The 25,948-nt window shown below is 71.4% G+C and carries 23 protein-coding genes and 1 tRNA gene; 15 read left to right on the top strand and 9 right to left on the bottom strand.

What is annotated here, in order from left to right; genetic code table 11:
- Positions 1 to 10 precede the first annotated feature (10 nt).
- The 8 genes from AGRA3207_RS09625 (at position 11) to AGRA3207_RS09590 (ending at position 9,650) form a co-directional block, all read left to right on the top strand.
- On the top strand, positions 11 to 1,138 hold the full coding sequence (locus tag AGRA3207_RS09625) for an extracellular solute-binding protein (protein ID WP_231334222.1): 1,128 nt from the start codon (positions 11 to 13) through the stop codon (positions 1,136 to 1,138).
- Between the two features lie 60 nt (positions 1,139 to 1,198).
- Positions 1,199 to 1,984, top strand: a complete 786-nt coding sequence (locus tag AGRA3207_RS09620) for an ABC transporter permease (protein ID WP_231334221.1) — start codon at positions 1,199 to 1,201, stop codon at positions 1,982 to 1,984.
- Entirely contained in the window at positions 1,981 to 2,808 is an 828-nt protein-coding gene (locus AGRA3207_RS09615) for an ABC transporter permease (RefSeq protein ID WP_231334220.1), read from the top strand. Before AGRA3207_RS09620 ends, AGRA3207_RS09615 begins: the two co-directional genes overlap by 4 nt.
- A complete protein-coding gene (locus AGRA3207_RS09610) occupies positions 2,805 to 3,980 on the top strand; it encodes an ABC transporter ATP-binding protein (protein WP_231334219.1) in 1,176 nt (391 codons plus the stop codon). The genes AGRA3207_RS09615 and AGRA3207_RS09610 overlap by 4 nt, the downstream gene beginning before the upstream one ends.
- Positions 3,977 to 6,283 (top strand): aminotransferase class III-fold pyridoxal phosphate-dependent enzyme, encoded by a 2,307-nt coding sequence (locus tag AGRA3207_RS09605; RefSeq protein ID WP_231334218.1) that lies wholly within the window; start codon positions 3,977 to 3,979, stop codon positions 6,281 to 6,283. Before AGRA3207_RS09610 ends, AGRA3207_RS09605 begins: the two co-directional genes overlap by 4 nt.
- Positions 6,280 to 7,488, top strand: a complete 1,209-nt coding sequence (locus AGRA3207_RS09600; RefSeq protein ID WP_231334217.1) for an MFS transporter — start codon at positions 6,280 to 6,282, stop codon at positions 7,486 to 7,488. The genes AGRA3207_RS09605 and AGRA3207_RS09600 overlap by 4 nt, the downstream gene beginning before the upstream one ends.
- A 76-nt stretch (positions 7,489 to 7,564) precedes the next feature.
- Positions 7,565 to 8,893 (top strand): aminotransferase class III-fold pyridoxal phosphate-dependent enzyme, encoded by a 1,329-nt coding sequence (locus tag AGRA3207_RS09595; RefSeq protein ID WP_231334216.1) that lies wholly within the window; start codon positions 7,565 to 7,567, stop codon positions 8,891 to 8,893.
- 10 nt (positions 8,894 to 8,903) lie between these two features.
- Complete coding sequence (locus tag AGRA3207_RS09590; RefSeq protein ID WP_231334215.1) at positions 8,904 to 9,650, top strand: citryl-CoA lyase; 747 nt, start codon at positions 8,904 to 8,906, stop codon at positions 9,648 to 9,650.
- Here AGRA3207_RS09590 and AGRA3207_RS09585 read toward each other — a convergent pair.
- A complete protein-coding gene (locus tag AGRA3207_RS09585) occupies positions 9,647 to 10,375 on the bottom strand; it encodes a cyclase family protein (RefSeq protein WP_231334214.1) in 729 nt (242 codons plus the stop codon). The two genes, AGRA3207_RS09590 and AGRA3207_RS09585, sit on opposite strands and share 4 nt — an antisense overlap.
- Positions 10,372 to 11,100, bottom strand: coding sequence for a cysteine hydrolase family protein (locus tag AGRA3207_RS09580; RefSeq protein ID WP_231334213.1), 729 nt, complete (start codon positions 11,098 to 11,100; stop codon positions 10,372 to 10,374). Before AGRA3207_RS09580 ends, AGRA3207_RS09585 begins: the two co-directional genes overlap by 4 nt.
- A gap of 81 nt (positions 11,101 to 11,181) precedes the next feature.
- Here AGRA3207_RS09580 and AGRA3207_RS09575 point away from each other — a divergent pair, with 81 nt between their 5' ends.
- Positions 11,182 to 12,090: a phosphotriesterase family protein gene (locus tag AGRA3207_RS09575; protein ID WP_231334212.1), complete on the top strand. Its 909-nt coding sequence runs from the start codon at positions 11,182 to 11,184 to the stop codon at positions 12,088 to 12,090.
- Positions 12,091 to 12,983: 893 nt separating this feature from the next.
- Here the strand turns inward: AGRA3207_RS09575 and AGRA3207_RS09570 are convergent.
- Positions 12,984 to 13,057 (bottom strand) — tRNA-Arg (locus AGRA3207_RS09570).
- Between the two features lie 115 nt (positions 13,058 to 13,172).
- Here AGRA3207_RS09570 and AGRA3207_RS09565 point away from each other — a divergent pair.
- Genes AGRA3207_RS09565 through AGRA3207_RS09555 form a run of 3 tightly spaced genes read left to right on the top strand, consistent with a single transcriptional unit; the run spans position 13,173 to position 16,352 of the window.
- The gene (locus AGRA3207_RS09565; RefSeq protein ID WP_231334211.1) at positions 13,173 to 13,961 is read left to right on the top strand and encodes a phosphotransferase enzyme family protein; all 789 of its coding nucleotides are present in this window, start codon (positions 13,173 to 13,175) and stop codon (positions 13,959 to 13,961) included.
- On the top strand, positions 13,936 to 14,856 hold the full coding sequence (locus tag AGRA3207_RS09560; protein WP_420830880.1) for a cobalamin biosynthesis protein: 921 nt from the start codon (positions 13,936 to 13,938) through the stop codon (positions 14,854 to 14,856). Before AGRA3207_RS09565 ends, AGRA3207_RS09560 begins: the two co-directional genes overlap by 26 nt.
- Positions 14,853 to 16,352, top strand: a complete 1,500-nt coding sequence (locus AGRA3207_RS09555) for a cobyric acid synthase (protein ID WP_231334210.1) — start codon at positions 14,853 to 14,855, stop codon at positions 16,350 to 16,352. Before AGRA3207_RS09560 ends, AGRA3207_RS09555 begins: the two co-directional genes overlap by 4 nt.
- On the opposite strand, the gene AGRA3207_RS09550 is transcribed toward AGRA3207_RS09555, so the two are convergent.
- From AGRA3207_RS09550 to AGRA3207_RS09535, 4 genes are read right to left on the bottom strand one after another with little or no spacing between them, the layout of a single operon-like run.
- On the bottom strand, positions 16,345 to 17,340 hold the full coding sequence (locus tag AGRA3207_RS09550; RefSeq protein ID WP_231334209.1) for a glycine betaine ABC transporter substrate-binding protein: 996 nt from the start codon (positions 17,338 to 17,340) through the stop codon (positions 16,345 to 16,347). The two genes, AGRA3207_RS09555 and AGRA3207_RS09550, sit on opposite strands and share 8 nt — an antisense overlap.
- On the bottom strand, positions 17,340 to 18,170 hold the full coding sequence (locus tag AGRA3207_RS09545) for an ABC transporter permease (RefSeq protein WP_231334208.1): 831 nt from the start codon (positions 18,168 to 18,170) through the stop codon (positions 17,340 to 17,342). Before AGRA3207_RS09545 ends, AGRA3207_RS09550 begins: the two co-directional genes overlap by 1 nt.
- A complete protein-coding gene (locus tag AGRA3207_RS09540; RefSeq protein WP_231334207.1) occupies positions 18,167 to 19,396 on the bottom strand; it encodes an ABC transporter ATP-binding protein in 1,230 nt (409 codons plus the stop codon). Before AGRA3207_RS09540 ends, AGRA3207_RS09545 begins: the two co-directional genes overlap by 4 nt.
- Complete coding sequence (locus AGRA3207_RS09535; protein WP_231334206.1) at positions 19,389 to 20,036, bottom strand: ABC transporter permease; 648 nt, start codon at positions 20,034 to 20,036, stop codon at positions 19,389 to 19,391. The genes AGRA3207_RS09540 and AGRA3207_RS09535 overlap by 8 nt, the downstream gene beginning before the upstream one ends.
- A 152-nt stretch (positions 20,037 to 20,188) precedes the next feature.
- On the opposite strand from AGRA3207_RS09535, the gene AGRA3207_RS09530 reads away from it, so the two are divergent.
- From AGRA3207_RS09530 to AGRA3207_RS09520, 3 genes are all read left to right on the top strand, one after another.
- Positions 20,189 to 20,878: a DUF1444 domain-containing protein gene (locus AGRA3207_RS09530; protein ID WP_231334205.1), complete on the top strand. Its 690-nt coding sequence runs from the start codon at positions 20,189 to 20,191 to the stop codon at positions 20,876 to 20,878.
- A 98-nt stretch (positions 20,879 to 20,976) separates the two neighbouring features.
- The gene (locus AGRA3207_RS09525) at positions 20,977 to 22,503 is read left to right on the top strand and encodes an AMP-binding protein (protein WP_231334204.1); all 1,527 of its coding nucleotides are present in this window, start codon (positions 20,977 to 20,979) and stop codon (positions 22,501 to 22,503) included.
- A 114-nt stretch (positions 22,504 to 22,617) separates the two neighbouring features.
- The gene (locus AGRA3207_RS09520; RefSeq protein ID WP_231334203.1) at positions 22,618 to 23,577 is read left to right on the top strand and encodes an alpha/beta hydrolase; all 960 of its coding nucleotides are present in this window, start codon (positions 22,618 to 22,620) and stop codon (positions 23,575 to 23,577) included.
- 7 nt (positions 23,578 to 23,584) lie between these two features.
- Here the strand turns inward: AGRA3207_RS09520 and AGRA3207_RS09515 are convergent, their stop codons facing one another.
- Entirely contained in the window at positions 23,585 to 24,892 is a 1,308-nt protein-coding gene (locus tag AGRA3207_RS09515) for a DUF4389 domain-containing protein (protein ID WP_231334202.1), read from the bottom strand.
- A 73-nt stretch (positions 24,893 to 24,965) separates the two neighbouring features.
- Positions 24,966 to 25,928 (bottom strand): quinone oxidoreductase family protein, encoded by a 963-nt coding sequence (locus tag AGRA3207_RS09510; RefSeq protein WP_231334201.1) that lies wholly within the window; start codon positions 25,926 to 25,928, stop codon positions 24,966 to 24,968.
- Between the last annotated feature and the right edge of the window lie 20 nt (positions 25,929 to 25,948).

Below are 25,948 nucleotides of genomic sequence, written 5' to 3'. Positions count from 1 at the left end.
CCATCCCGTGATGAGACAATGGCGTCTCCCTGCAATCATGCTCGCCGCGCTTACCGCGGCACTCACCGTACAAGCGTGCTCGGGCACGTCCGACTCGTCCGCGGGGAAGAACTGCGGCACGAACGGGAACCCCGACTACTCGGGCCGGACCATCACCGTCCAGGGCTGGGGCGGTGCCGTCGCGGAGGCCATCCACAAGGCCTACTACGTGCCGTTCGAGCAGAACACCTGCGCGAAGATCAAGGTCGTCGAGGTGACCGGCCAGACCCCCGCACTGCTGAAGGCGGCGCATACCGCCGGCAAGGCCAGGTTCGACATGATCGATGCCTGGGGCAGTCCTGCGATCTTCCAGATGGCCGGCGACGACCTTCTCAAGCCGGTCGATCCGGCCAAGGTGCCCGGCTTGACGGGCCTGGTCCCCGGTGCGAACTCCGGCGTCAGCGTCGGGCATCTGCTCAGCGTCATGGTCGCCGGCTACCTCCAGAAGGACGGCGTCAAGCCGCTGACCTCGGTGTCGGACTTCTTCAACGTCAAGGACTTCCCCGGCCGGCGCGCGGTCAGCAACTGGGGGGACGACGAACGCAACATCGCCGCCGCGCTGCTCGCCGACGGCGTCCCGCGAGACCAGCTCTACCCGCTGGACATGAACCGGGCGCACAGGGTCTGGGACAGGGTGAAGCCGTCGGTCAAGCTCTGGTACCAGTCCGGAAGCGAGCTGGTGTCTGCGATGGTGGACCAGCGCATCGACTACTGCCTGTGCTGGGACGGCCGTGCCCAGCAGGCGATGGCGAAGAACCCGAAGTGGACCTACACCCTCCAGGGCGGCTATCTCGGGTTCGAGAACATGGCGATGGTCAACGGGACCAAGAACGCCGATGTGGTGCAGGCGCTTCTCCAGTACTTCACCGACCCGAAGCGGCAGGCCGTCTTCTACCAGGGTTTCCAGGTGACCCCCACGAACCCGAAGTTCATCGACTACCTGCCGGCCGGCTACATGACCCCCGAGAAGCTCAAGTTCGTGCCGACCACCGCCGAGAACAAGAACAAGTGGTGGACGCCGACACTCGACGAGCTCAAGGGCATCGCCAAGGTGAAGACGGGCCTGGAGGAGGAATGGGCGACCTGGATCTCCAGCTGATCCATCCCCTCCATCAGTGAATCCGGAAAACGACCTCGGGAAAAGGCGAGCGGAGCAGGTATGAACAGCGGAAGACTCTCCGTCAGAACATCGGTGCTACTGGTCCTGCCCCTGCTCGTTCTCCTGTCGTTCGCCTACGTCGCGCCGCTGGTGACGCTGATCCCCTCCAGCCTTCCCGACGGGGACACCGGCAAGTACACCCGGATCTTCACCGAGCCGCTGTTCCGCTCCGTGCTGCTCCGGACGCTGCGGATCTCGTTCGAGGTCACCGCGATCGTCCTGGTCGTCGCCTACCCGCTGGCACTGATCACCTGGCTGGCCGGGCGCTGGCGGCGTCTGCTGATCCTGATCGTGGTCTTTCCGCTCTGGACCAGTGTCCTGGTCCGCAACTACGCCTGGGTCGTCATCCTCGGCCGGATGGATCTGCTCAACACCGAGACGGCGGTGCTCATCGGCATGGTGCACGTCATGCTGCCGTTCGGCGTCCTGCCCATCTACGGGTCGTTCCTCCAGCTCGATGCGTCCTTGCCGAAGGCCTCCTCAAGCCTGGGTGCGTCACGGTGGCAGACGTTCCGCCGGGTACTGCTGCCGCTCACCGGGCCCGGCGCCGTCGCCGCCGGAGCCCTGGTGTTCGTGATGTCCCTCGGCTTCTACATCACGCCGGCGATCCTCGGGGGCCCGCACTCGATGTTCATGGCCAACCTCGTCGACCAGCAGGTGAACCGGTTCCTGGACTTCGGGCAGGGCGCCGCGCTGGCGTTCGTGCTGCTGGCGGCGACCTTCCTCTCGGTGCTGATCGCCCGCCGGGTGTTCAACATCGACTCGATGCTGAGGAGCGGCCGATGACCGGGACCCGCCTGCTGCGCCTCGTCGGACTGCTCTACATCCTGGTGGTCGCCGGCTACCTGCTGGTCCCCTCGGTCCTGGTGACGGTGATGTCGTTCGGCAAGGGCGAGCTGCTGCGGTTCCCGCCGGAGCTGTTCAGCCTGCGCTGGTACGACGAGTTCCTCGGCAGTGCGGACTGGCGCGACGCCGCGGTGCGCAGCATCCTCGTCGGCCTGGGCGCCGCCGGCCTCTCCGCGGTGCTGGGCACGGCGGCGGCCATCGCCGTGGTCCGGGGGCAGCTGCCGCTGCGCCGTGTGTTCGCCGCGCTGGCGATCTCGCCGATGGTGGTACCGCCGGTGGTCATAGCGGTCGGCGGCTACAAGACCTTCGACCGCTTCCACCTGATCGGCTCGCTGCCGGGTCTGGTGCTGGTGCACACCGTCTTCGGAGTGCCGGTGGTGATGCTGCTGGTGACCGCGTCGCTGCTGCGGCTGGACGATCGGCTCGAACTGGCCTCGACCAGTCTGGGGGCCGGGATGTGGACGACGTACCGGCGGATCACGCTGCCGCTGATCGCCCCGGCGATCCTCTCCGGGGCACTGTTCGCGTTTCTGACCTCGTTCGACGAACTGGTCGTCGCGGTCTTCCTGATCGGTGCCGCCGGCTCGACCCTGCCCATGAAGATCTTCAGCGAGATCACCTTCGGACTGTCCCCGGTCGTCGCGGCGATCTCCGCACTCCTGCTTCTGCTCACCGCGGTCATCCTCGGCGCCGCCGGGGCCGTCCGGGGCGGTCCGGAATCGGCGACAACGGCCGCACAGGCGCAACGGAAGGAACTCGTGTGAGCGACAAGCACCTGGGCGCTTCGATCTCCCTGCAAGGGCTCGTCAAGCGATTCGGCTCGGTGACCGCGGTCGACGGGATCTCGCTCGACGTCGGCGAAGGCGAGTTCCTGTCGTTGCTGGGGTCCTCGGGTTCGGGGAAGTCCACCACGCTGATGATGCTCGCCGGCTTCGAGCGTCCCGACGCGGGCCGGATCCTCCTGGACGGCCGTGACATCGGCGACGTGCCGGCGAACAAGCGCAACCTCGGGATGGTGTTCCAGAGCTACGCGTTGTTTCCGCACATGTCGGTGTTGGAGAACGTGGCCTACCCGCTCCAGATGCGGAAGGTCCGCGCCAAGGAGATCCGCGCCAAGGTGCGGTCGGTGCTGGACCTGGTACGGCTTCCGTTCGAGCAGTTCGGCGAACGCCGTCCGGCCCAGCTCTCGGGGGGTCAGCAGCAACGCGTCGCCCTGGCCCGAGCGCTGGTGTACGAGCCACGGGTCCTGTTGATGGACGAGCCCCTGGGCGCCCTGGACAAGCAGCTCCGCTCCGAGATGCAGCTGGAGATCAAGCGGATCAACACCCGCCTCGGGCTGACGGTGGTGTACGTGACCCACGACCAGCAGGAGGCGCTGACGATGTCGGATCGGATCGCGCTGCTGCGAGACGGCCGCATCGAGCAGGTCGGCGACCCCGAGACGCTCTACGAGCGGCCGACCAGCACCTACGTCGCCGATTTCCTAGGTGAGTCCAACTTCTTCCCGGTCGTTCGCGACGCCGCGGACCGATCGATCTGGCATCTGCGGAACGGCCGGACGGTGAACGTGCTCCAATCCCCGTCCGGCGGGACGGCCGATACCCGCGTGCTCGCGATCCGCCCGGAGCGCGTGCGGCTGACGCCCCACCCCGGCCCGGGTTGGCTGGACGGGCAGGTCGCCGAGGCGGTCTACGTCGGCGACCACCGCCGGATCGAGGTCCGCTGCGGCGAGCTCGGTCGCGTGGTGGCGTTCCTTCCGGCCCACGGCCCGTCGGCGCGCCTCGCCGTCGGCAGCACCGTCTCTGTCGATTGGGACACCGATGCCGCCGTGCTGCTGCCCGAGGCCGATGCCGTCCCCGAGGCGCCTGCCCTGGCCGCCGGCGAGGTGGCACCGGGCACTCGCGAAGACTTCCTCTCCCAACGCGGTCCGAAATGACGATGGCCTTGGACCCGCCGCCGGTCAGCCCGGCAGACGCCGCGGCCGCGACGATGGCGGTCTACGGCCGTCAAGGGACGGCCCGGCGACTCGCCGGCGAGCGCACCGGCTGCGTGTTCCTGATCGAAGGCCGTCACGGTCCCGAGCACGTCCTCAAACTCGGCGTACCTGCCGAACAAGGGGCTTTCGACCTTCAGGCGCGGCTCATCGAGTGGATCGGTGCCGTCGATCCCTCGCTTCCCGTGCAGGAGGTGCGTCGCACCCGCGACGGCGAGCTGACGGGCGAATGGTCCGCCGAGGGCTGGACGCACCTCACCCAGCTGCTGAGCTTCCTTCCGGGGGCCGGGCGCACCACCGGGAGCGGTACCGCGGTGTACCACCGCCGTACCGGCAACGTCGCCGCCCGCTTGGTGCGCGCCTCGCGCGGGTTCTTCCACCGGTCGGCGCGGCGGCCACTGCTGTGGGACATCGGCCGGGCCCAGGAGCTTCGGCCACTGATCGATTCGCTGCCCGATCGATCGATGCGGCGCGCGGTCGAGCACGCGCTGGCCAGGTTCGAGACCGATGTGCTGCCGCAGTTCCCGGCCCTGCGCGCTCAGGTCATCCATGGCGACGTGAGCCCGGCCAACCTGCTGTGCGCCCCGGACGACCCGGAGCGGATCGTGGGCGTCATCGACTTCGGCGATGCCATGTACGCGCCGCTGGTCGCGGAACCGGCGATCGCCGCGAGCTTCCTCGTCTGCCGCCAGGATGACCCGCTCCAGGTCATCGACGAGGTGCGCCTCGGATTCGAGGACGTCGTCCCTCTGGAACCGCTCGAACGATCGGTGCTGCTGGACCTGGTGATCACCCGGCTGGTGATGAGAGTCGTCATTCACGAGTGGCGCGCGAGCCGGTCACCCCGCCCGCCCGAGGACCCGGGGTTCTCTAGCGCGGACTCCCTGGAGGTACTGGAGCGGCTCCAGACGCGCGGTACCCGCCGGCCTCCGGCCGTGCCGGCGCCGGCGGGACTGCCGTCGCCATCGGCGGTGATCGAGCGCCGGGCCAAGGCGCTCGGTCCCGGGTTGCGGCAGTTCTACGACCAGCCGTTCATGCCGGTGCGCGGACACGGAGCCTGGGTCCAGGACGAATCGGGCCGCCGCTACCTGGACGCCTACAACAACGTTCCGCACGTCGGTCACAGCCACCCGCACGTGGTGGCGGCGGTGGCCCGGCAGTTGCGGGAGATCAACTCCAATACGCGGTACCTGCATCCCGCCGTCGTCGAGTACGCCGAGCGACTGCTCGCGACGATGCCGCCCGAGCTGGACACCTGCCTGTTCACCTGCACCGGCAGCGACGCCAACGACCTGGCGCTCAGGCTGGCCCGCGCCTACTCGGGACGCGAGGGGATCGTGGCGACCGAGTCGGCTTACCACGGCAATACGGTCGCGGTCAGCGCGCTTGGTCCCCTCAGCGGAGGCGATCGTGTGCCGTGGGTCTCGCTCGTGCCCCATCCTCCGCATGGCCCGCAACCAGACCCGGCGGCCGGCGGCGCGGAGTTCGCCCAGGCGATGCAACGGGGGATCGATGAGCTGGGCTATCGCGACGTCGAGCCGGCAGCGTTCATCTACGACACCGTGTTCGTCAGCGACGGGTTCCGCATCCCCGAGCCGGAGGTGATGCGGGCCGGTCTGCGTCCGGTGCGCGAGGCCGGAGCGCTGGTCATCGCCGACGAGGTCCAGGTGGGCCAGGGCCGGGTCGGCGACACGTTCTGGGGGTTCGGGCTCTACGGCGCGGTGCCGGACCTGGTGACCATGGGCAAGCCGACCGCCGCTGGGATTCCCGTGGGTTCCGTGGTGACGCGGCGCGAGATCGTCGACCGCTTCCTGGCCGCCGGGCACCACTACTTCAACACCTTCGCCGGCAGTCCGGTGGCGGCCGCCGCCGGGCTGGCGGTGATGGACGTGCTGGAACGCGAGGGCCTGCAACGAAACGCCCGTGTCGTCGGCGGCCGGCTGCTGGCGGCACTTGAGGAGCTGCGTACCCGGCATGGATCGGTCCGCGCGGTCCGTGGCCGCGGGTTCGCGATCGGGGTCGAGCTGCGTGCCCCGGACGGCGGTCCCGGGACCGGCGAGGCACGTGCCGCGATCAACGCGCTGCTCCGGCACGGTGTGCTGGTCGGCCTGGCCGGTCCGGCGCGCGACGTGCTCAAGATCAGGCCGCCGATGGTCTTCGGTTTCGCGGAGATGCGGTACCTGCTCGACGCGCTGGACCAGGTGCTCGATGAGATCGAGGGGTGCGACACCCCGGCCGGCGCATGAGCCGGGACACCGCGGCCACCGCTCGGATCGGCTTCCTGCACGTGCTCGGTCAGGTGGCCCTGCAGGGCGGGTTCTACGGCTTCGTGGTGTCGATGCCGGTGGTGCTCTCCCGGTCGGGCGTGGCGGACGCCACCATCGGGATCGTCGTGGGCATCGCCGCGGTGGTGCAGATCCCGGCTGCGATCGTCGGCGGGGCACTGGTCGACCGCTTCGGCCCGATCCGGCTGCTGGCCGTGGGCGCACTGTCCTACGCGGCCGGGGCCTGCCTGCTGATGCCACCGCTGAACGGCAGCGAATCGCTGGTCCCGTTCGTCGTCGCCCGGGTCGCCCAGGGGATCGGCTTCGGACTGATCGCTCCGGCCTACTTCGCGGCGCTGATCGAGGTCTCCGCGGCGAGCCGGCGCGGGATCACCCTCGCGCTGGCCGCGAGTGCCCAGACGCTGAGCCTGACGATCATGCCGCCGTTGTCCCTGCTGGTGCTCGGCTCGCGCGAGCACCTCACCGGCGTCTCACTGGTCGTCCTCGCGCTGGTGCTGACGGGGGCGACGCTGGTCATCGGCCGGTTGCGCGGGATGCGCGCCTCGACCGTCCCCGCGCCGGGCCGCGCGGCGGCGCGCCGATTCGGGATCGCGATGCGTCGCTCCTGGGCCCCGCCGCTGGCGATCATCCTGCTCTACCTCGTGCACTGGGGCTCGATCACGGCGTACCTGCCTCAGCGCGCGGAACAGGCCGGGACGGATGCGGGTGTGTTCTTCATCGCCGACGGCCTGGCGGTGCTCGCCTCGCGGATCCCCTCCGGATGGCTGGCGGACCGGCTCGCGAGCCGGTGGCTGGTCCTGTCAGGTCTGATCGCCACCGCCATCGCGCTGTGCCTGCTCACACTGTGGGTCACCGTGCCGGGCCTGATCATCGCCGGGGTCCTCACCGGCGGCGGCTCCGGACTGGTGGTGACTCCGTTGTACGTGGACCTCTCCCACCTCAGTGATGAGGGCGACCGGGGGAGCGCGTTCGCGCTGGCGTCGGCCGCGCTCGCCGGGGCTCTGGTCATCGGCAGCGTCGGAGCCGCTCCGGTGGTCGCGGTCGCGGGCTTCGGCGGAGCCCTGATGACCACCCTGGTAGCGCTCGGGCTGGCCGCGGTGGTGGCGATGGCTCCCACCTCGGAAAATAGGCGGGCACACCAGATCGCACACACCGTGAAACATTAGTATAATACTAATCTATCGTATGAAAACGGTGCCGGTGCGGCGCCGTACCAGCGGACGAACCGACGCGAGGTGCCCGATGACGTCAGGGAAGCTCTCAGCCGCAGAGATCATCGCGCTCTCGAAGGAGCACACGTTCTTTCCCTGGGCCGCCCAGCAGAGCGTCGATCCACTCGCCATCGACCGCGGCGAGGGCGTGTACCTGTACACCGTCGACGGCGACCGGATCCTGGACTTCAACAGCCAGCTGATGTCGGTGAACATCGGGCACGGCGACCGGCGAGTGGCCGATGCCATCGGTGCGCAGGCCGCAAGGCTCGGATTCGTCCAGCCCGGGTTCGTCACCGAGCCGCGAGCACGCCTGGGCCGGAAGCTGGCCGAGATCATGCCCGGCGACCTGGACAAGGTGTTCTTCACCGTGGGCGGCGCCGAGGCGGTGGAGAACGCGATCAAGCTGGCCCGCCAGTACACCGGGCGGCACAAGATCCTGGCCCGCTACCGGACCTATCACGGGGCGACGATGGGCGCGTTGTCGCTCACCGGCGACCCACGACGCTGGGGGAACGAGGCGGGCGGCGGTGGCGGCGTCGTCCGGTACCCCGACACCCACCGCTGGGGCGAGAAGGACCCGCGTCCGGTCCAGGAGAGTCTTCAGGGGCTCGAAGACGTGATCCGCTACGAAGGCCCGCACACGATCGCCGCGGTGTTCCTGGAGACCATCGTCGGCGGCAACGGCATCCTGATCCCGCCCGACGGCTACATCCAGGGCGTGCGCGAGATCTGCGACCGTTATGACCTGCTGATGGTCGCGGACGAGGTGATGGCCGGGTTCGGCCGGACCGGGCGATGGTTCGCCGTGGACCACTGGGACACCGTTCCCGATCTGATGACGATGGCCAAGGGGCTGACCAGCTCCTACCTCCCGCTCGGCGCCGTGGCGATGCGAGGGCACGTGGCCGAGGCGTTCGACGACAGGCCCTACTCCGGTGGGCTGACCTACAACAGCCATGCGGTGGGCTGTGCGGCCGCCCTGGCGACGATCGAGGTCTACGAGCAGGACGGGCTCATCGAGAACGCCGCCCGGTTGGGCAAGGTGATGCGCGCGCACCACCAGCGCCTCTACGACAAGCACCCCTCCGTCGGCGCGGTCCGGAACCTGGGCCTGTTCGGCACGATCGAGATGGTGCGCAGCCGCGACCCGTTCACGCCGATGGCGCCCTACAACGGGACGTCGCCGGAGATGCGCGCGGTGGCGGGCCATCTCCGTGAGCACGGCCTGTTCACCATGGTCGCCAATCACATGGTGCACACCAACCCGCCCCTGTGCGTCACCGAAGAGCAGCTGGAGGAGGGCTTCGCCATCCTTGACGCGGCCTTCGAGATCACCGACCGGGCCGTCGGCGCCTGAGCAGCCGGCCATGGACGACTCCACGACCGGACCCTTGCCGGCGGGCGACCTGGTGCTGCGGGGGCATGCCCTGGTCGACGAGCTGATGGGAGTGCGCACGCTGTCGGAGGTCACCTACCTGCACCTGGCCGGGCGGCTGCCGACCGTCGCACAGGCCGCGGTCTTCGACGCGATGCTGGTAGCGCTGATCGACCACGGCATGACCGCGTCGGTACTGGTGAGCAAGCTGACCGCTTTCGGGGCTCCGAACGCGCTGCAGGGCGCGGTCGCCGCCGGCCTGCTCGGTGTCGGCGACCGTCTGGTCGGGTCGATCGAGAACGCCGCGTACCTGCTGGACGACCTGCTGAGCGCGGCCCCCACCGGCGCTGCTCTGGAGGACATCGCCGAGGCCGCGGTGGAGGCGGCGTCGGCCGAAGGGCGGATCCTGCCGGGAATCGGGCATCGGTTCTACAAGTCGCTCGACCCCCGGGCCGGGCGCCTCTTCACGATCGCCCAGGAGAACGATCTCGACGGCCCGTATGTGGATCTCGTGCGGATGCTGTCGGAGTCGGCGAGCAGGCGACACGGGCGGCCGCTGGTCGTCAACGTCACCGGCGCGATCGGCGCCCTGGTGAACGAGGTGGGCCTGCCGTGGCAGGCGGGCCGGGGGCTCGGCCTGATCTCGCGCACGGTCGGCCTCGTCGGCCGGCTCCTGGACCCCGACGGCGTTCCGATCGCCGAGGTGCTGGCGGCGGCACAGGCCAGGCCCTCGCGCTAACGGATCGCGGACCGATCCGAGCCGGGGGGAGTGTCCGGCCGGAACAGGGCCCGGACGGGTGCCGCCTCCACCCCGTGGATCGCGATGGGCGCCGCGATCAGCAGTCCGCCGTCCGCCGACACCTGATCCAGGCGCAGACCCGCGAGCACCACGATGCCCGCGGTGCAGAGCGCGTGGCTCAGGTAGTAGCGGCGCGGCCCCTCCGGTGCGTCCTTCGCGTGCGAGAAGTCGACCCCGATCAGCGCCGGTGCCAGCCGGCACAGGTGGTCGACGGCTTCGACGGTGAGGTACGGCGAGCCCTCCCGCCACCCCGGCTGCCCGAACCGCGCGTTCCACCCGCTCTTCAGCAACAGCCGCGAGCCTGGAGCAGCGCGCTCCCCGATGGCGCGACGCAGCAGGCCGACGTCGATCGGCTGGCCGGGTTCGAGGCCGCCGAGGGAGACCACCACCGCCGGCCCCACATAGGTGCCGAGCGGAATGTCCATGACCTGGGCGCCCGCGGGCACGTAGTGCTCCGGGGCATCCACATGCGTTCCCACGTGCAGCCGTGCCGAGATCGCCCGGATCACCTGGCCGTCGCCGTCGGTGTCGGCGTGCCGGCGCAGCGTCTCGATCCGCAGCCCGGGATCGGCCGCGAGTCCCGGCATCGAGGGATGCGCGAACCCGGTCCCGACCGGGAGACTGATGTCCTGGAACAGCGCCTCGGCCCGGCTCTCCCGGTTCATGCCCGCGCTCCACTGAGATCGGCTTCCCAGACCCCCAGCCGGCCGAGCACATCAGCGGTGGCCTCGACGCGCCCGAACAGACGCCGCACGTTGCGCAGCGACGCCTCATGCGACTCCCGGTCGAACGCGGCGCAGGCGTCGTCCACCAGGATGCAGTCGTAGGCGCGGTCCGAGGCGTCGCGCAAGGTCGACTCGACGCAGTTGTTGGTCGCGACCCCGGTGAACACGACGGCCCTGACACCGATCATCCGCAGAACCTGGTCGATGCCGCTGGAGTTGAAGGCGCTGGTGGTCAGCTTGTTGATCACGATGTCACCGGCCACGGGCGCGACCCCGGGCAGCTCCGCGCGCTCGATGCTGCCCTCGGGGTAGATGCCCGGCGGTTCGCCGGTGATCGGGAACCGCTTGGCCATCTCCCGGCGGCGCGCCCGGGTGCGCGGAAGCAGATCGGCGCCGTCCTGGGTCAGCGGGCCGGTGACCACGTGGACGACCCTGCCGCCACACTCCCGGAACGCCGACGCCAGGCGCCGCACCTGCGGGACGACCACGGAGTCGATGCGGCCGAAGTAGTACGCACCGCCATCAGTGCTGGCGCCGCCCTTGATCGCGGGACCGAGCCCGTGATCCGGGTGCGCGTCGAAGTACTGCAAATCGATGATGAGGAGCGCGGACTGGCGGGGGTGAAGGTCGACGCTCAGTTCGGGAAGCCGGGAATCCTGGGGCATCGCGCCTCCTTCGTACAGTCCGACTTACCACCGAATCTATATGCAGTATGGTAAGAAGGTCAATGACGAAGGAGGCGGGGCATGGCGGACGTGATGACGGTGCTCGGCCCGGTCGCCGAGGAGCAGCTCGGCCTGACACTCCCGCACGAGCACATCTACATCGACATGCTCCAGGAGGCCCGCGCCGACGGGCTCCTCAGCGACCGCCGCCTGATGGAGCTGGAACTCGGCGAGTTCGTCGGACTGGGCGGACGGACCCTGGTCGACTGCACCACCATCGGTCTCGGCCGGGATGTGAGCGCGGTGCGCGACACGGCCGACGCGACCGGGTTGAACATCGTCGTCGGCACGGGGTTCTACCGGCACCCCTATCTCGACCGGGACTGGTTCGACCGCACCTCGGTCGACCAGATCGCCGAGCTTCTGGTGGCCGAGATCGAGAACGGCATCGACGGAACCGGCATCCGCGCGGGCATCATCGGCGAGATCGGCTGCGATCGGCACGTCAGCGCAGCGGAGGAGCGCTCGTTCCGTGCCGCCGCGCGGGCCCATCGGCGCACGGGGTTGGCGATCACCACCCACGCGGCGCGCTGGCCGGTCGGGAGGCAACAGCTCGACCTGCTCCAGGAAGAGGGCGTCGACCCGCGGCGAGTGATCATTGGGCACTGCGACCGGGTCTTCGATGAGGAGTACCACCTGGACATGGCACGCCGCGGAGCCTTCGTCCAGTTCGACGGAATCAGACCGACGGCGCCCTACGACATCGAGCGAGCAGTCCGGTACGTGATGAACATCGTGCGAGACGGACGGCTTGAGCAGGTGCTGCTCTCCCACGACGTCTGCCTCAAGAGCCACCTACGCGCCTACGGTGGCGGCGGCTACAGCTTCCTGTTCACCGACTTCGCCGGTCACCTGCGAGCCGCCGGACTCTCCGATGAGGAGTTCCGGGTGATCACCGTCGACAATCCACGACGTGCGCTCACCAGCTGACCGTCTCGTCGCTCACGGCGCCACCCTTGGCCAGATCGAAGGGTGTCGCGCCCCCGAGCATCGCCGAGCCCGCGAAATCGGCCTTGCCGTTGATGCTTACATGCGTTACTTCGTTCCCCAGGAAGTCGGCGGACGATCGCCGTGGCGGTGGCTCACGCCCAGGCGGAGAGATCGCCGACGCCCTTGACCAGCGAACTAGGGATGCTCAGCCCGGTCGAGTCCGGTGTTCCGACAATACGAACTCGGGTACATCACCGCCGACTCCGAGGACCGTAACCGGATCGTCGAGCTGATCACCGCCACCCCGCGGCGGGCACAAACGGCTCCCCGAGGCCGAGGAGGTGCGCCGTAAGGTCGGACTGCCCTCAGGAGGTCTGCCCAAAGCCTTGGTCTGGGCACCTGAACGCGTCCGCGAATGGCGGCAGGCTCACGAATCGTCGCCGACCCCGACAGCGCCGCTGTTGGCGTCCAGGCTGGCGGTGCGGGGCGTGGTGGTCAGGTCAAGCCGATGGACGCCTACGTCAGCACGCCGCGACCGTCGGCGGTGATGGTGTGGACACCGGAGCAGACCGGGGTCTTCCTGACCGCGCGGCCGGACACCGGCTGTATGCGCTTGACCTGCACCCGCTGGCCATCAGAGTCCGCGGTTCAGCCCGGCGGGGGTGCGGACGCTGGTCCCCGGGCTTCGAGGGGAGAGCGTGCCGGAGGCACGTAAGCCGGTGCCGGATGGGATCTGTGCGACCCGGAGTCGGGGTTGGGTGCGTGGGTGGCTGCGGGTGGTCGGGGGGTTTGCGGAGGGTGATCGCGACCGGGGTCGAACATCGAGCGAACACGGGGGCATTCCGGGCGTGATCGAACGATGTGGTTACGGTAAAACCGCAGGTCAAGAGCGGCGCGCCCGGCAGGATTCGAACCCGCGACCGTCGGTTTAGAAGACCGATGCTCTGTCCAGCTGAGCTACGGGCGCTCGGCGGCCCGGCGGGGCGCCGGGACACAGTGTATGGGTGTGCGTGGCTGGGCTCCACATCTAAAACGGCCGTAACGGGCGGAGCGGTGGGTGGGGGGTCATATCTTGGGGTGCTGTGGTGGTTGACGGTGAGGTGCCGCTCTCCGGCGGGGACGTGACGGAGGGTGTGGTGCGGGTCGGGGACACGGTGCGGAGGCCGTTGGGGGCGCACAGCCCGGCGGTGCACGGGTTGCTGCGGTATCTGGAGCGGGTGGGGTTCGAGGCGCCGCGGGTGCTGGGGGTGGACGGGCGGGGGCGGGAGATCCTCAGCTGGGTGCCGGGGGAGGCCGGGAGGCGGCCGCTGGCGGCCTATGTGGTGACCGAGGAGGCGCTTCAGGGGGTCGGGGAGTTGCTGCGGGGGTACCACGAGGCCGTCGCGGGATACGAGGCTCCGGCCGGGGCGCCGTGGGACGTGGAGGCGTCGAACCTGGACGGGGCGCCGGAGATCATCGGGCACTGTGACGTGACGCCGGAGAACGTCGTCTTCCGGGGTGGACGGCCGGTGGCGTTGATCGATTTCGATCTGGCGCGGCCCACGACGCGGTTGTACGACGTGGTGACGGCGCTGAGGCATTGGGGGCCGATCGCCGATCCGTGTGATCGGGACGAGTTGCTGTACCAGGTGGATGTGGGGCGGCGGTTGCGGGTGTTCTGTGATGCGTACGGTGTGGGGCCGGAGATGCGGCGTGAGGTGCTGCCGGCTTCGCGGGTGCGGTTCGAGCGGTCGTACCGGGCGATGGAGGCGCGGGCCCGGGGCGGGGGTGGCTGGGCGCGGATCTGGCAGGGCGGGGCGGGGCCGCGGATCCGGCGGGCCCAGGATTGGCTGGAGGCGCACTGGGATGAGCTTGATGCGTGTCTCTCCTGAGGGGCTGCTGTTGGGCGTCGCTCTGGACGCGCTGTTCGGGGATCCGCGGCGGGGGCATCCGGTCGCGGGGTTCGGGCGTGTCGCCTCGTGGGTGGAGAAGAAGGTCTATTCGGATTCGCGGGGGCGGGGTGTGCTCTACACCGGGTTGCTTGTGGGTGGTGTTGTTGCGGGTGGGGTTGTTGTTGAGCGGGGGGTGCCGGGGGAGTTTTCGCGTGCTCTGGTGACGGGGGTCGTCACCTGGGCTGTTCTGGGCGGGACGTCGCTGGGGCGGGAGGGGCGTCTGATGGCCTCTGCTTTGGAGCGGGGGGACGTCGAGGCTGCTCGGGGGCGGTTGTCTCATTTGTGCGCCCGGGATCCTGAGGGGCTCGGGAGCGCGGAGCTGGCCCGGGCCACGGTCGAGTCCGTGGCGGAGAACACGTCCGATGCCGCCATCGCGCCCTTGTTGTGGGGGGCGGTGGCGGGTGTGCCGGGACTGGTCGCCTATCGGGCCGTGAACACCTTGGACGCGATGGTGGGGTACCGGAATGCGCGGTATGAGCGGTTCGGATGGGCTGCGGCGCGGCTCGATGATGTCGCGAACTGGGTTCCGGCGAGGGTGACGGGGTTGCTGACGGTGGTCTGCTCGGGCAGTGGTGAGGCGTGGCGTGTGCTGAGGCGTGATGGGGGAAATCATCCGAGCCCTAATGCCGGACGGTGTGAGGCGGCCTTCGCTGGGGCCCTCGGGGTGACGCTGGGTGGGGCGAACTCGTACGGGGGAGAGGTGGAGCGGCGTCCTGGGATGGGGGACGGGCCTGCTCCCGGGGTGGCGGACGTCCGGCGGGCCGTGCGGCTTTCGGGGAGGGTCGCCCTGGCGGCGGCCGGGGTGGCGGCGGCTGTGGCGTGGGTGCGGCGGTGAGCGGGGCGCTGCTGGTGGCGGGGACGACGTCCGACGCGGGCAAGAGCATCGTGACGGCGGGGCTGTGCCGGTGGCTGGCGAGGCGGGGCGTCAGGGTCGCGCCGTTCAAGGCGCAGAACATGTCGCTGAACTCGATGGTGACCTCGGACGGCGCGGAGATCGGGCGGGCGCAGTACATGCAGGCGCAGGCGGCGGGGGTGGAGGCCCGCGCCGTCATGAATCCCGTGCTGCTCAAGCCCGGCAGCGACCGGCGCAGTCAGGTCGTGGTCCTGGGACGGCCGGTGGCCGAGGTCGACGCCCTGGAGTACGGGGCGCACAAGGAGCGGCTGGCGGGGGTGGTGCAGGACAGCCTCGCCGAATTGCGGGACGAGTTCGACGTCGTCGTCTGCGAGGGGGCCGGCAGCCCGGCGGAGATCAACCTGCGGGCCGGGGACATCGTGAACATGGGGCTCGCGCGGGCGGCGGACATCCCCGTCGTGGTGGTCGGGGACATCGACCGGGGCGGGGTCTTCGCGTCGCTGTACGGGACGGTCGCCCTGCTGGAGGAGGCGGACCAGGCGCTCGTGGCGGGCTTTGTGATCAACAAGTTCCGGGGGGCGCGGGAGCTGCTGGAGCCGGGGCTGGAGCAGCTGCGGGCGCTCACCGGGCGGCCCGTCCTCGGGGTGCTGCCGTGGCGGCTCGGGTTGTACCTGGACTCTGAGGACACCCTGGCGCTGGACGCGCCGCGGCCCGGGGCGAGGAGCCCGTTCGGGAGGGAGACGCTGCGGGTCGCGGTGGTGCGTTTCCCGCGGATCTCCAATTTCACCGATGTGGACGCGCTGGCGTGCGAGCCCGGTGTGGTCCTGCGGTACGCGGCGAGTGCGGGTGATCTGGCGGAGGCGGACCTGGTCGTCCTGCCCGGCACCCGCGCGACCGTGAGTGATCTGGCGTGGCTGCGGGAGCGGGGGATGGCGGCGGAGATCGTGCGGCGGGCGGAGGAGGGGCGGCCCGTGTTCGGGATCTGCGGCGGGTACCAGATGCTCGCCGGGGAGATCGTGGACGACGTGGAGTCCGGCGCCGGGAGGGTGGACGGTCTCGGCCTCCTGCCCGCGAGGGTCGTGTTCGGGGAGGCCAAGACGCTCGGGCGGCCGGAGGGACGGGCCTACGGCGAGGACGTCCGGGCCTACGAGATCCACCACGGGGTCGTCACCGTCGAGGGAGGGGAGCCTTTCCTCGACGGGTGCCGTCATGGGCCGGTGTGGGGGACGACCTGGCACGGGGCGTTGGAGAACGACGGATTCCGCCGCGCCTTCCTGGGAGACGTCGCGCGGACGGCGGGCCGGGATTTCACTCCCGCGCCGGACGTGGCGTTCCAGGCGCTGCGGGAGGCCACGCTGGACGCGCTCGGCGATCTCGTGGAGGAGCATCTCGACACCGGCGCGGTGTGGCGGCTCATCGAGGGCGGGGCGCCGGGCGGGCTGCCGGTCGTCCCGCCGGCCGGGGCCCCGGCTATCTGACCAGGCCCTGGGAGCGCATCCAGTCGCGGGCGACGAAGGCGGGGTCCTCGCCGTCCACGTCGACCTTGCTGTTCAGCCCGCGCATCACGGTGGTCGTCAGCCTCGGGCTGATCTTGGCGAACAGGCCGGTCAGCTCCGGGTGCGCGCGCAGCACCGGCTCGCGGACGGTGACCGCCGGGTTGTAGTTGGGGAAGAAGTGCCGGCTGTCGGACAGCACGCTCAGGCCGAGCGCCTGGATGCGCCCGTCGGTGGTGGTGACCTCGCCGAACACGCAGCGGCCGTCGGTGACGGCCTGGTAGATGACGCCCTCGGACATCTGCCGGACGTTCCCGGCGGGCACGGACGACCCGTAGGACAGCCCGTACGCCGTCAGCATGCCACGGAAGCCGTCGTTGCGGGCGAGGAACTCGGGGGCGACGCAGAACGTCCGGCGGCCGGGCGGGAGCCTGGCGATGTCGGCGAGGTCGCGCAGCCCGTACCGGTTCCGCGACGCCGCGGTGACCGCCATCGCGTAGGTGTTGTTGAACGGCGCGGGCGGCGGCAGCCACACGATGTGGTTCTTCTTGAGGTCCAGGTCACGGACGGCCTCGAACTGCTTCTGCGGATCGACGATCGGGTCCTCGCGGCCGAGGTAGGTGATCCACCCGGTGCCGGTGTACTCCCAGCCGAGGTCGTTCTCGCCGCTGGTGATCGACTTGCGGAAGGTGACGCTGCCCTGCGCGTTCGTGTGGTCCACCACGTCCGCGCCGGCGGCCTTCAGCGCCAGCACGGCGATCTTGCCGAGGATGAGCTGCTCGGTGAACTCCTTGGACGTCACGCGGATCCGGGCGCCCTCCAGGTTCGCGATCGGGCGGATGTCGCCCGGTTCGACGGCGGGGATGAACGCCGACGCGGGCTTCAGGCCGCAGGCGGCGAGCGCGAGCAGCAGGACGGGGCACAGCGCGGCCGCGAGCGTCCCGCGTGTGTCCGGTGGGGTCCCGCGTGGCATCACAGTCCCTTCGGCGCCAGGAGCCGGGTCGCCATGCCGCCCAGCCAGTCGATCAGCAGGGCGAGCAGGGCGATGAGGATGCAGCCGGTCAGCAGGATCGGGGTGCGCTGGGTGGAGACGCCGGTGGTGATCAGGTCGCCGAGCCCGCCGCCGCTGATGAAGGACGCGATGCTCGCCGTCCCCACCATGAGCACGAGGGTGGTGCGGATCCCCGCGAGGATCACGGGTGTGGCGAGCGGCAGCTCGACGCGGCCGAGCACCATCGCCGGGGACATCCCGATGCCGCGCCCCGCGTCGGTCAGCGTGGGGTCGACCTGCTGGAGGCCGACCATGGTGTTGCGCAGCGCGGGCAGCACCCCGTAGGCGACGAGCGCCACGACGGCCGTCCAGAAGCCGATGCCGATGATGACCGCGAGCAGCACCACGACGCCGATCGCCGGGGCCGACTGGCCGACGTTGGCCACCGCGAGCACGAACGGCGTCGCCGGGCGCGCCCACACGCGGCTGAGCACGATGCCGAGCGGGATCGCGATGGCCAGCACGACCAGCGTGGACACCACGGTCAGCTCGATGTGCTGCCAGGTCTTCTCCCACACGTAGCGCGGCTTGAGGGTGCGCTCCTCGATGCTGTCGAGGTCGGAGTTCTCCACGTACAGCATCCAGGCGGCGCCGACGGCGACGACCACGAGCGGTTCGAGGAGACCGCGCCAGGAGCGGCTCGTGGGGGAGTGCAGGGCGGTCCTCGGCTCGCCGGTGCCGCCCGTCCCCTCCGCCCCGGCGGCGGGCGGGGCGGCGGTCCGCGCGGACGGGTCGCGGGGCGGCGCGCTCATGATCCGTCCGCCGTCCGCCGGTCCCGGGACCGGGCCTTCATCTCCTTGATCGCCTGCTGGAGGGTGCCGAGGGTGACGGTGCCCTGGTAGGCGCCGCGCGGCCCGACGACCGGGACCCAGTCGTGCTCGATCAGGATGAGCCGTTCGAGGGCCTGCTGGAGGGTGGAGCGGGCGCGGATGGGCGTGGCGGTGTCCATGCCGCGCGTGCCGATCGGCCCGGTGACCCCGCCGAGGTCCTCCGGGTGGATCCAGCGGACGGGGCGGCGCGCCTCGTCCAGCACGATCCCGAACGCGGGGCGGCCGGCCTGGATCCGCTCCAGGACGGCCGCGGCGTCGTCGTCCGGCGCGGCTTCGGGCACCTGCTGGAGCGGCACGTCCGCGACGCGGCTGAACTGCAGCAGCCGCATCGTCTGGCCGCCGCCGATGAACTGCTCGACGTAGGCGTCGGCGGGTTCGAGGAGGATCTCCAGCGGCGTCGCGTACTGCGCGACGCGCGAGCCCTGGTCGAGGATGGCGATGCGGTCGCCGAGCTTGAGCGCCTCGTCGATGTCGTGGGTGACGAAGACGATCGTCTTGCCGAGCTCCTCCTGGAGGCCGAGCAGGGAGTCCTGGAGGTGCTCGCGGGTGATCGGGTCGACGGCGCCGAACGGCTCGTCCATCAGCATCACGGGCGGGTCGGCGGCGAGGGCGCGGGCGACGCCGACGCGCTGCTGTTGACCGCCCGACAGCTCCCTCGGGTAGCGGTCGCGGAACGTGGCGGGGTCCATGCCGACCAGGTCGAGTAGCTCGTCGACACGGCCGGCGACGCGCCGCTTGTCCCATTTCAGCATCTGCGGGACGAGGCCGACGTTCGTCGCGACCGTCATGTGCGGGAACAGCCCGGCGTTCTGGATGACGTACCCGATGTGGCGGCGCAGCTCGGTCGGGTCCAGGCCGAGCGCGTCCCGGCCCGCGACGATGATCCTGCCGGAGGTCGGCTCGATCAGCCGGTTGATCAGCCGCATCATCGTGGTCTTGCCGCTGCCGGAGGGGCCGAGCAGCACGACGATCTCGCCGCCCGGGATCGTCAGCGTGACGTCGTCCACGGCGGGGGTCCGCTGGCCGGGGTAGCGCTTGGTGACGTTGATGAGCCGGATCGCGCGGTCGGCGCCGTCGTCGATCCCGCCGGACGGGGCGGCCGCCGCGGTGGCGCCGGCGGGAGGCTGCTCTGGCACGGTGTCAGGCACGGATGCCCCTCGGGGTCGTCAGGCGGCCGATGAGCATGAAGCAGCCGTCGAAGATCAGCGCGAGCAGGACGATGCCGAGAGTCCCGGCGAGCGTCATGTTGATCGCGTTGGCGCCGCCCAGCCGGGCCAGCCCGGAGAAGATCTGCTCGCCGAGGCCGGGTCCGTTGACGTAGGCGGCGATGGCGCCGATGCCCATGGCGAGCTGTGTGCTGACGCGCACGCCGGTGAGGATGACCGGCCAGGCGAGCGGCAGCTCGATCCGTAACAGGACGGCGGTGCGGGTCATGCCGATGCCGCGCGCGGCGTCCACGAGGGTGCGGTCGACACCGGATAACCCGACGATCGTGTTCCGGAGGATCGGCAGGAGCGAGTAGAGGGTCAGCGCCACGACGCTGGGCGCCACGCCCAGCCCGAGCGGGGTGATGAGGAGCCCGAGCAGCGCGAGCGAGGGGATCGTGAACAGGACCCCCGCGGTGCTGGTGGCGAACGCGGCCATCCGCTCGCTCCGGTACACCGCGATGCCGGCGAGCAGGCCGATCACCAGCGCGACCAGGACGGTCTGGAACACCATGCTGGCGTGCTGCCAGGTCTCGAAGACGAGCCGCTCCCGCCGGCTGCCCAGGTACTCCCAGAAGCTCACGGTTCCCTCCAGGGAGATCATTACCCCCGGTCCGCCATGGGTCACACATGCACAGGTCAGGGATCCGGCGGGCGCCCCCGTCCCGGCGGTAGGGTGATCCACTCCGGAAGGCGCGCCCAAGGCCGTGTGGATCGGCATAGGAGGAACGTCCCGTGACCGAGCCGCGGTCCAGTCTCGTCGTCCCGCTGATGAAGGCCCGGGTCCCGGCCGAGGTGCAGCTGGAGTTCCCCCTGCCACCGGGCGAGGAGCCGGTCCGCGAACCGTTCGCCGGCGACCTCTACGTCACCTACGCCCTGGAGCTCGCGGACGAGGCCGCCGCGCTCGGCCGCCGCTACGAGCACGTGGCGCGGCGGCACTGCGCGGAGCTGGGCGTGGCGGAGGGGGACCTGCGCCGGCTGGCCACCATCAACCTGCGGAACCGCCGCCCGGATCTGAGCCTGAGCTGGTATCCCGATGTGCGCGCCGTGACCGTGACCCTCGGCGACGCCGGTCCGCCGCCCGCGCCCGGCGGTGTCGGCGGGGCCGCGGCCGGGGGCTCCGGCGCGAGGCCGCGGCGGGGTGGCCTGGAGGCGGGCCTGCTGCTCGACGAGGGGTTCCTGGAGAAGCTCGCGCAGGACGTGGAGGGCGACCTCGTCGTGGCGGCGCCCGCGCGGGACGTGTTCGTCGCGTCCGGAACCGGCCATCCCGACGGCGTCGACAAGCTCCGCTGGGCGGTCGCCCAGGTGTGGGCCGAGGACCGGGGCGACGGCGCGGATCCCGCGTGGGACGTGCCCGCCGGGAGCCTGCTCACCCACCGGCTCATGGTCCGGCGCGGCGGCGTCTGGGACACGCTGCCGGACTGAACCGCGCGTCTGCGCGTACGTAACAACGTGAACCGGCCGTGCCGCACCGCCTACTCGGCGTAGTCTCCGCATGTCGCTCCCGGCGTGTGGAGGTTGTGATGGAGGGGAACCTCGCGGCGGAGCTGGCCGACCGCGCCTACGCGCGCAGATGGCTGGACCGGCCGCTCTACTACTCGGACGACGCCGTCTTCAGTCACGGCGAGGTACACGACGCGGGCGCGCGCGCAGCGGGCGTCTTGCAGGCGGCGGGTGTCCATGCGGGCGACCGCGTGCTGATCGCGCTTCCCGACTCGATCGGTTTCGTGGCGGCGTTCCTCGGCACCCTGCGGCTGGGTGCCGTGGCCGTCCTCGCCGGACCGGAGCAGAGCCGGGCCGAGCACGCGTCCATGGTCGCGGACGCCGCTCCCGTCGCCGCCGTGTGCACGACCGGATTGGCCGCGCGTTTCACGTCGGCGTGCGTTCTGACCGAGGACGATCTGGCCGCCGGTGCCGGCGCGACTCCGGAGCCGGTTCTGGTGCCGTCGGACGCGTCCGCCTACGTCCAGTACACGTCGGGTACCACGGGGCGGCCGAAAGGCGCCGTCCACCGGCACAGTGACGCGCATGCCTACTTCCAGGCGATGGCGGTGGGCGCGCTCGGCATCACCTCCGGCGACATCACGTTCTCGCTGTCGAAGGCGTGCTATCCCCTCGGGCTCGGCGCGACGGTGCTCTTCCCCATGCTCAGCGGCGGCGCGGCCGTCCTGTGGCCGGACGCGCCCAGCGTGCGCGGGGCCGTCCGGCAGGCGCGCAGGCGCCGTCCCACCCTGCTGTTCACGTGCCCGACCTGGTACGCGCGGCTGGTCGGCGAGCCGCACCGGAACGCGGTGCGGACGGCGTTCGGCTCCCTGCGGGCGGCGGCGTCCGCGGGCGAGCCGCTGCTGCCGACGCTCGCCGACCGGATCGAGGACGTCCTCGGATGCCCGGTGCTGGACGGGCTGGGAAGCACGGAGGTGGGCCACACGTTCATCTCCAACACCGTGGACCGGCGCCGCAGAGGCGTGCTGGGCGTGGTCCTGGACCCGTACGAGATCGAGGTCCGCGCGGAGAACGGGCCGACGTGCCCGGCGGAACCCGGCGCCCTGTACGTGCGGGGGCCGTCGGTGATGAAGAAGTACCTGGGCAGACCTGACGAGACCGCCGAGGTCCTCTCCCCGGACGGCTGGCTCCGGACCGGCGACCTCGTCCGCGTGGACGCGGAGGGGTTCGTCCACCACCACGGGCGGATCCTGGACCGGGTCACGGTGGCGGGGGAGGAGGTGCTCCCGCTGGAGGTCGAGAGGGTCCTCGGCAGGCATCCCGCGGTCGTCGAGGTGGCCGTGATCGCCGTCGGCGGGCCGGTACCCGGCCGCGGGCTCCGCGCGTTCGCCGTCGTCGAGGGGGAGTCCCCGGCGGCGGACGCGCTGGAGCGCGAGCTGCTCGATCTGGCGCGGGCCGAGCTGCCCCCGCACAAGGTGCCGGATTCGGTGACGTTCCTGGACGAGCTGCCCCGCACGTCCACCGGCAAGATCCGCCGCGGCGTCCTCGCCGTCCCCTCGTCCCGCCCCGCGCCATCCACGCGTCCGGCGTCGCGGCGCCCTGGCTAGCCACGACATGCGGCACCGGGCGTGTGCCCGCGCCCGTGTGCGCGCGGGGCGGGCGCCCTGGCCCGTCGTCCACGCCGTACGCTGAGGGCTCCGCGGACCACGAGGGGGAGCGCCATGAACGTGACGGCGGACGTGCTCGGGCCCGGGTACGAGGCGATCGAGCTGCCGATGGGCCGCGACGACGAGGGCGAGGTCGTGGCCACGCTCGTCCGGCGCCGTGCCGGAGACACGCCGGCGCCGCGGGCCGTGCTGTACCTGCACGGGTTCATCGACTACTTCTTCCAGAAGCACCTGGCCGACTTCTACGTGGACCTCGGCTTCGACTTCTACGCCCTCGACCTCCGCAAATACGGGCGCTCGCTACGTCCCCACCAGACCCCGAACCACATCGGCAGCCTGTCGGACCACTTCCCCGAGATCGACGAGGCGGTCCGCATCATCCGGGACGTGGACGGGCACGACGCCCTGCTGCTGAACGGCCACTCGACCGGCGGGCTGATCGCCGCGCTGTGGGCGGACCGCGTGCGGGGCAAGGGACTCGTGGACGGCCTGTTCCTCAACAGCCCGTTCCTGGACATCGCCGAGCCGCTGCTCATGCGCAAGCTCGGCGCGGGCCTGGCGCGGGCCCTGCGCCCCCGCTTCCCGAAGGCGCGGCTGCCCGCGGGCGTGTCCGACCGCTATCCGCGCAGCCTCCACCGCGACCACGACGGCGAATGGGACTTCGACCTGGCCTGGAAGCCGCTGCCCGGGTTCCCGGTGCGCGCGGCGTGGCTCGCCGCCGTGCGCCGCGGGCAGCTCCGCGTGCACCGGGGCCTCGGCATCGACGTGCCCGTGCTGGTGATGGCGTCGGCGCGCAGCGTCCGCGCCACGCGCCGGGTGCCGGACGTGACCGGGGCCGACGCCGTCCTGGACGTCGAGCACATGGCGCGCTGGGCGCCGCGGCTCGGGCGCCACGTCACGCTCGTCCGGATCGACGGCGGCCTGCACGACCTGGTGCTGTCCGCCGAGCCCGCACGGAGCCGGGTGTTCGGGGAACTCGCCCGCTGGACGAACGCCTACCTTCCCGGCCCCTGAAGGTGCGTCAGGGGGAGCGCCGGGCCTTGGGCAGCGGCCTGAACGGCGGCAGCACCTCGCCGGTGAGCCCGAACGCGTAGGCCACGACACGGCTCGACCAGCGCTGGCAGCCGACGGCGAGCCCGAAGAGGGCGCGCGGGTAGCGGCCGGTGAACGGCACGACGAGCCAGCTCGGCACCATCACCAGCACCAGCAACGCGTACATGAGGAGCATCACGACCAGGTGCGGGACGACGAGCAGGCCGCGCAGCAGCATGAACCACCGCTTCGGGCCGCGCCACACCTCCGGGTAGGGCAGGTCCACCAGGACGGTCCGCGTGTCCGGGGCGGGCTCCGCGGGCGCCGGGACGGGGATGGGCTCGTGCTCGTGGACGGCGGGCCTCGGCGGGGGGACGCTCGCGGTGATGTCCGGCCGGGGCGGGGCCTTCGCCTTGCCGTTCCCGGGACCGTGCCATGTCGCGGAGAGCGCCTCCGCGACCCGCTCGGGGTCGGCCTCCTCCTGCCCGACGAGCCGGGCCAGCAGGTCCCGCGCGGACGGGCGGGCGGCGGGGTCCTTGGTGAGGGCGGCCGCGACGATCGCGCGGAGCCGGGCGTCGAGGCCGTCCAGGTCCGGCTCGGCGGAGCCGATGAGCTCGAACGTCTCCGAGACCGACCGTCCCTGGAACGGTGGATGGCCCGTTCCCGCGTAGGCGACGACGCAGCCCCAGGAGAACACGTCCGACGCCTGCTCGACCGGCCCGCCGCGCAGGACCTCCGGCGCGATGTAGGCGGGGGTGCCGACGAACTGGCCGGTCCTGGTCGGGCCGTCGGGGGCGTCCAGCGCGCGGGCGATGCCGAAGTCGATGACGCGCGGGCCGGTGGACGACAGCAGCACGTTGGACGGCTTGAGGTCGCGGTGGACGATCCCGGCGCCGTGGATCGCGGCGAGCGCGGTGGCGACGCCGACCGCGAGGCCCTCCAGGTCCGAGCCCGGCAGCGGCCCCCGGTCGCGGACGGCCTTCTCCAGGCTCGGCCCGTCGATGTACTCGGTGACGATGTAGGGCGGGTCCTGGTCGAGCCCGGCGTCCAGGACGGGCGCCGTGCAGAACCGGTGGACGCGGCGGGCGGCGGTGACCTCGCGGCGGAACCGGGCGAGGAACGCCGGCTCGCCGGACAGCTCCCTGTTCACCACCTTCACCGCGACGCGGCGGCCGGTGGGCTCGGCCCCGAGGTACACCGTTCCCATGCCGCCGCGGCCGAGCCGGCCGAGCAGGCGGTAGGGCCCCAGGACGCGGGGTTCGTCGTGCTCGAGCGGTCCGGCGGCATACGTCGTCATGAGGGCTCGGGCTCCTTGGTGATCGTCTCTCCCGCGTCCAGCCTAAGCGGAGGCGGACGCCGGAGAACGCCGATCACGGGACGAGCAGGAGCTTGCCCGTCGTCCTCCGCGCCTCCAGATCGGCGTAGGCGGTGCCGGCCTCGGCCAGGTCGTACCGGTGCCCGACGTGGACGCGCACGGCTCCGCCGGCGACCCATCCGTACACCTCGGACGCGCGCCGCAGCAGCTCACCGCGGTCGGCGATGTGGTGCACCAGGCTCGGCCGCGCCAGGTACACCGAGCCGGCGGCGTTGAGGCGCTGCGGGTCGAACGCCGCCACCGGGCCGCCCGCCGCCCCGTACAGCGCGAGGGTCCCGCGCGGCCGCAGGCTCGCCAGGCTCCCGTCGAACGTCGGCGCGCCGACCCCGTCGTACACGGCGGCGACGCCCTCGCCTCCGGTCAGTTCCCGGACCCGGTCGGAGAAGCCGTCGTAGCCGAGCACGTCGTCGGCGCCGGCGTCCCGCGCGAGCTTCTCCTTCTCCGGCGTGGACGCCGTCCCGATGACCCGGGCGCCGAGGTTCTTCGCGACCTGGGTGAGCAGCAGGCCCATCCCGCCCGCCGCCGCGTGCACGAGGACGGTGTCGCCGGGCCGGATCTCGTACGTCGCATGGGTCAGGTAGTGCGCGGTCGCCCCCTGAAGGAGGGTGGCCGCCGCGTCCTCCAGGTCCACCCCGTCCGGGACGGGCACGACGCTCGCGGCGGGGATCGCGGCCCGCTCCGCGTGGGCGCCCTGGACGTTGACCCAGGCGACGCGGTCGCCCACGGAGAACTCCTCGACGCCCTCTCCGAGGGCCGCGACCGTCCCGGCCGCCTCGACGCCCGGGACGTAGGGAAGCGGCTGCTGGTACACGCCGGTCCGGAAGTACACGTCGACGAAGTTGACGCCGCTCGCCGCGACGTCGATCAGCACCTCGCCGGGCCCGGGCGCGGGGTCCGGGCGCTCGCCCGCCTTCAGGACCTCCGGCCCGCCGTTCTCGGTGACGACGATCGCTCGCATTTCCAACTCCTCCAGTCGGG

Source organism: Actinomadura graeca, from assembly GCF_019175365.1.
Classification (GTDB): Bacteria; Actinomycetota; Actinomycetes; order Streptosporangiales; family Streptosporangiaceae; genus Spirillospora; species Spirillospora graeca.
This window is presented reverse-complemented; position numbering and strand designations above follow the sequence as displayed.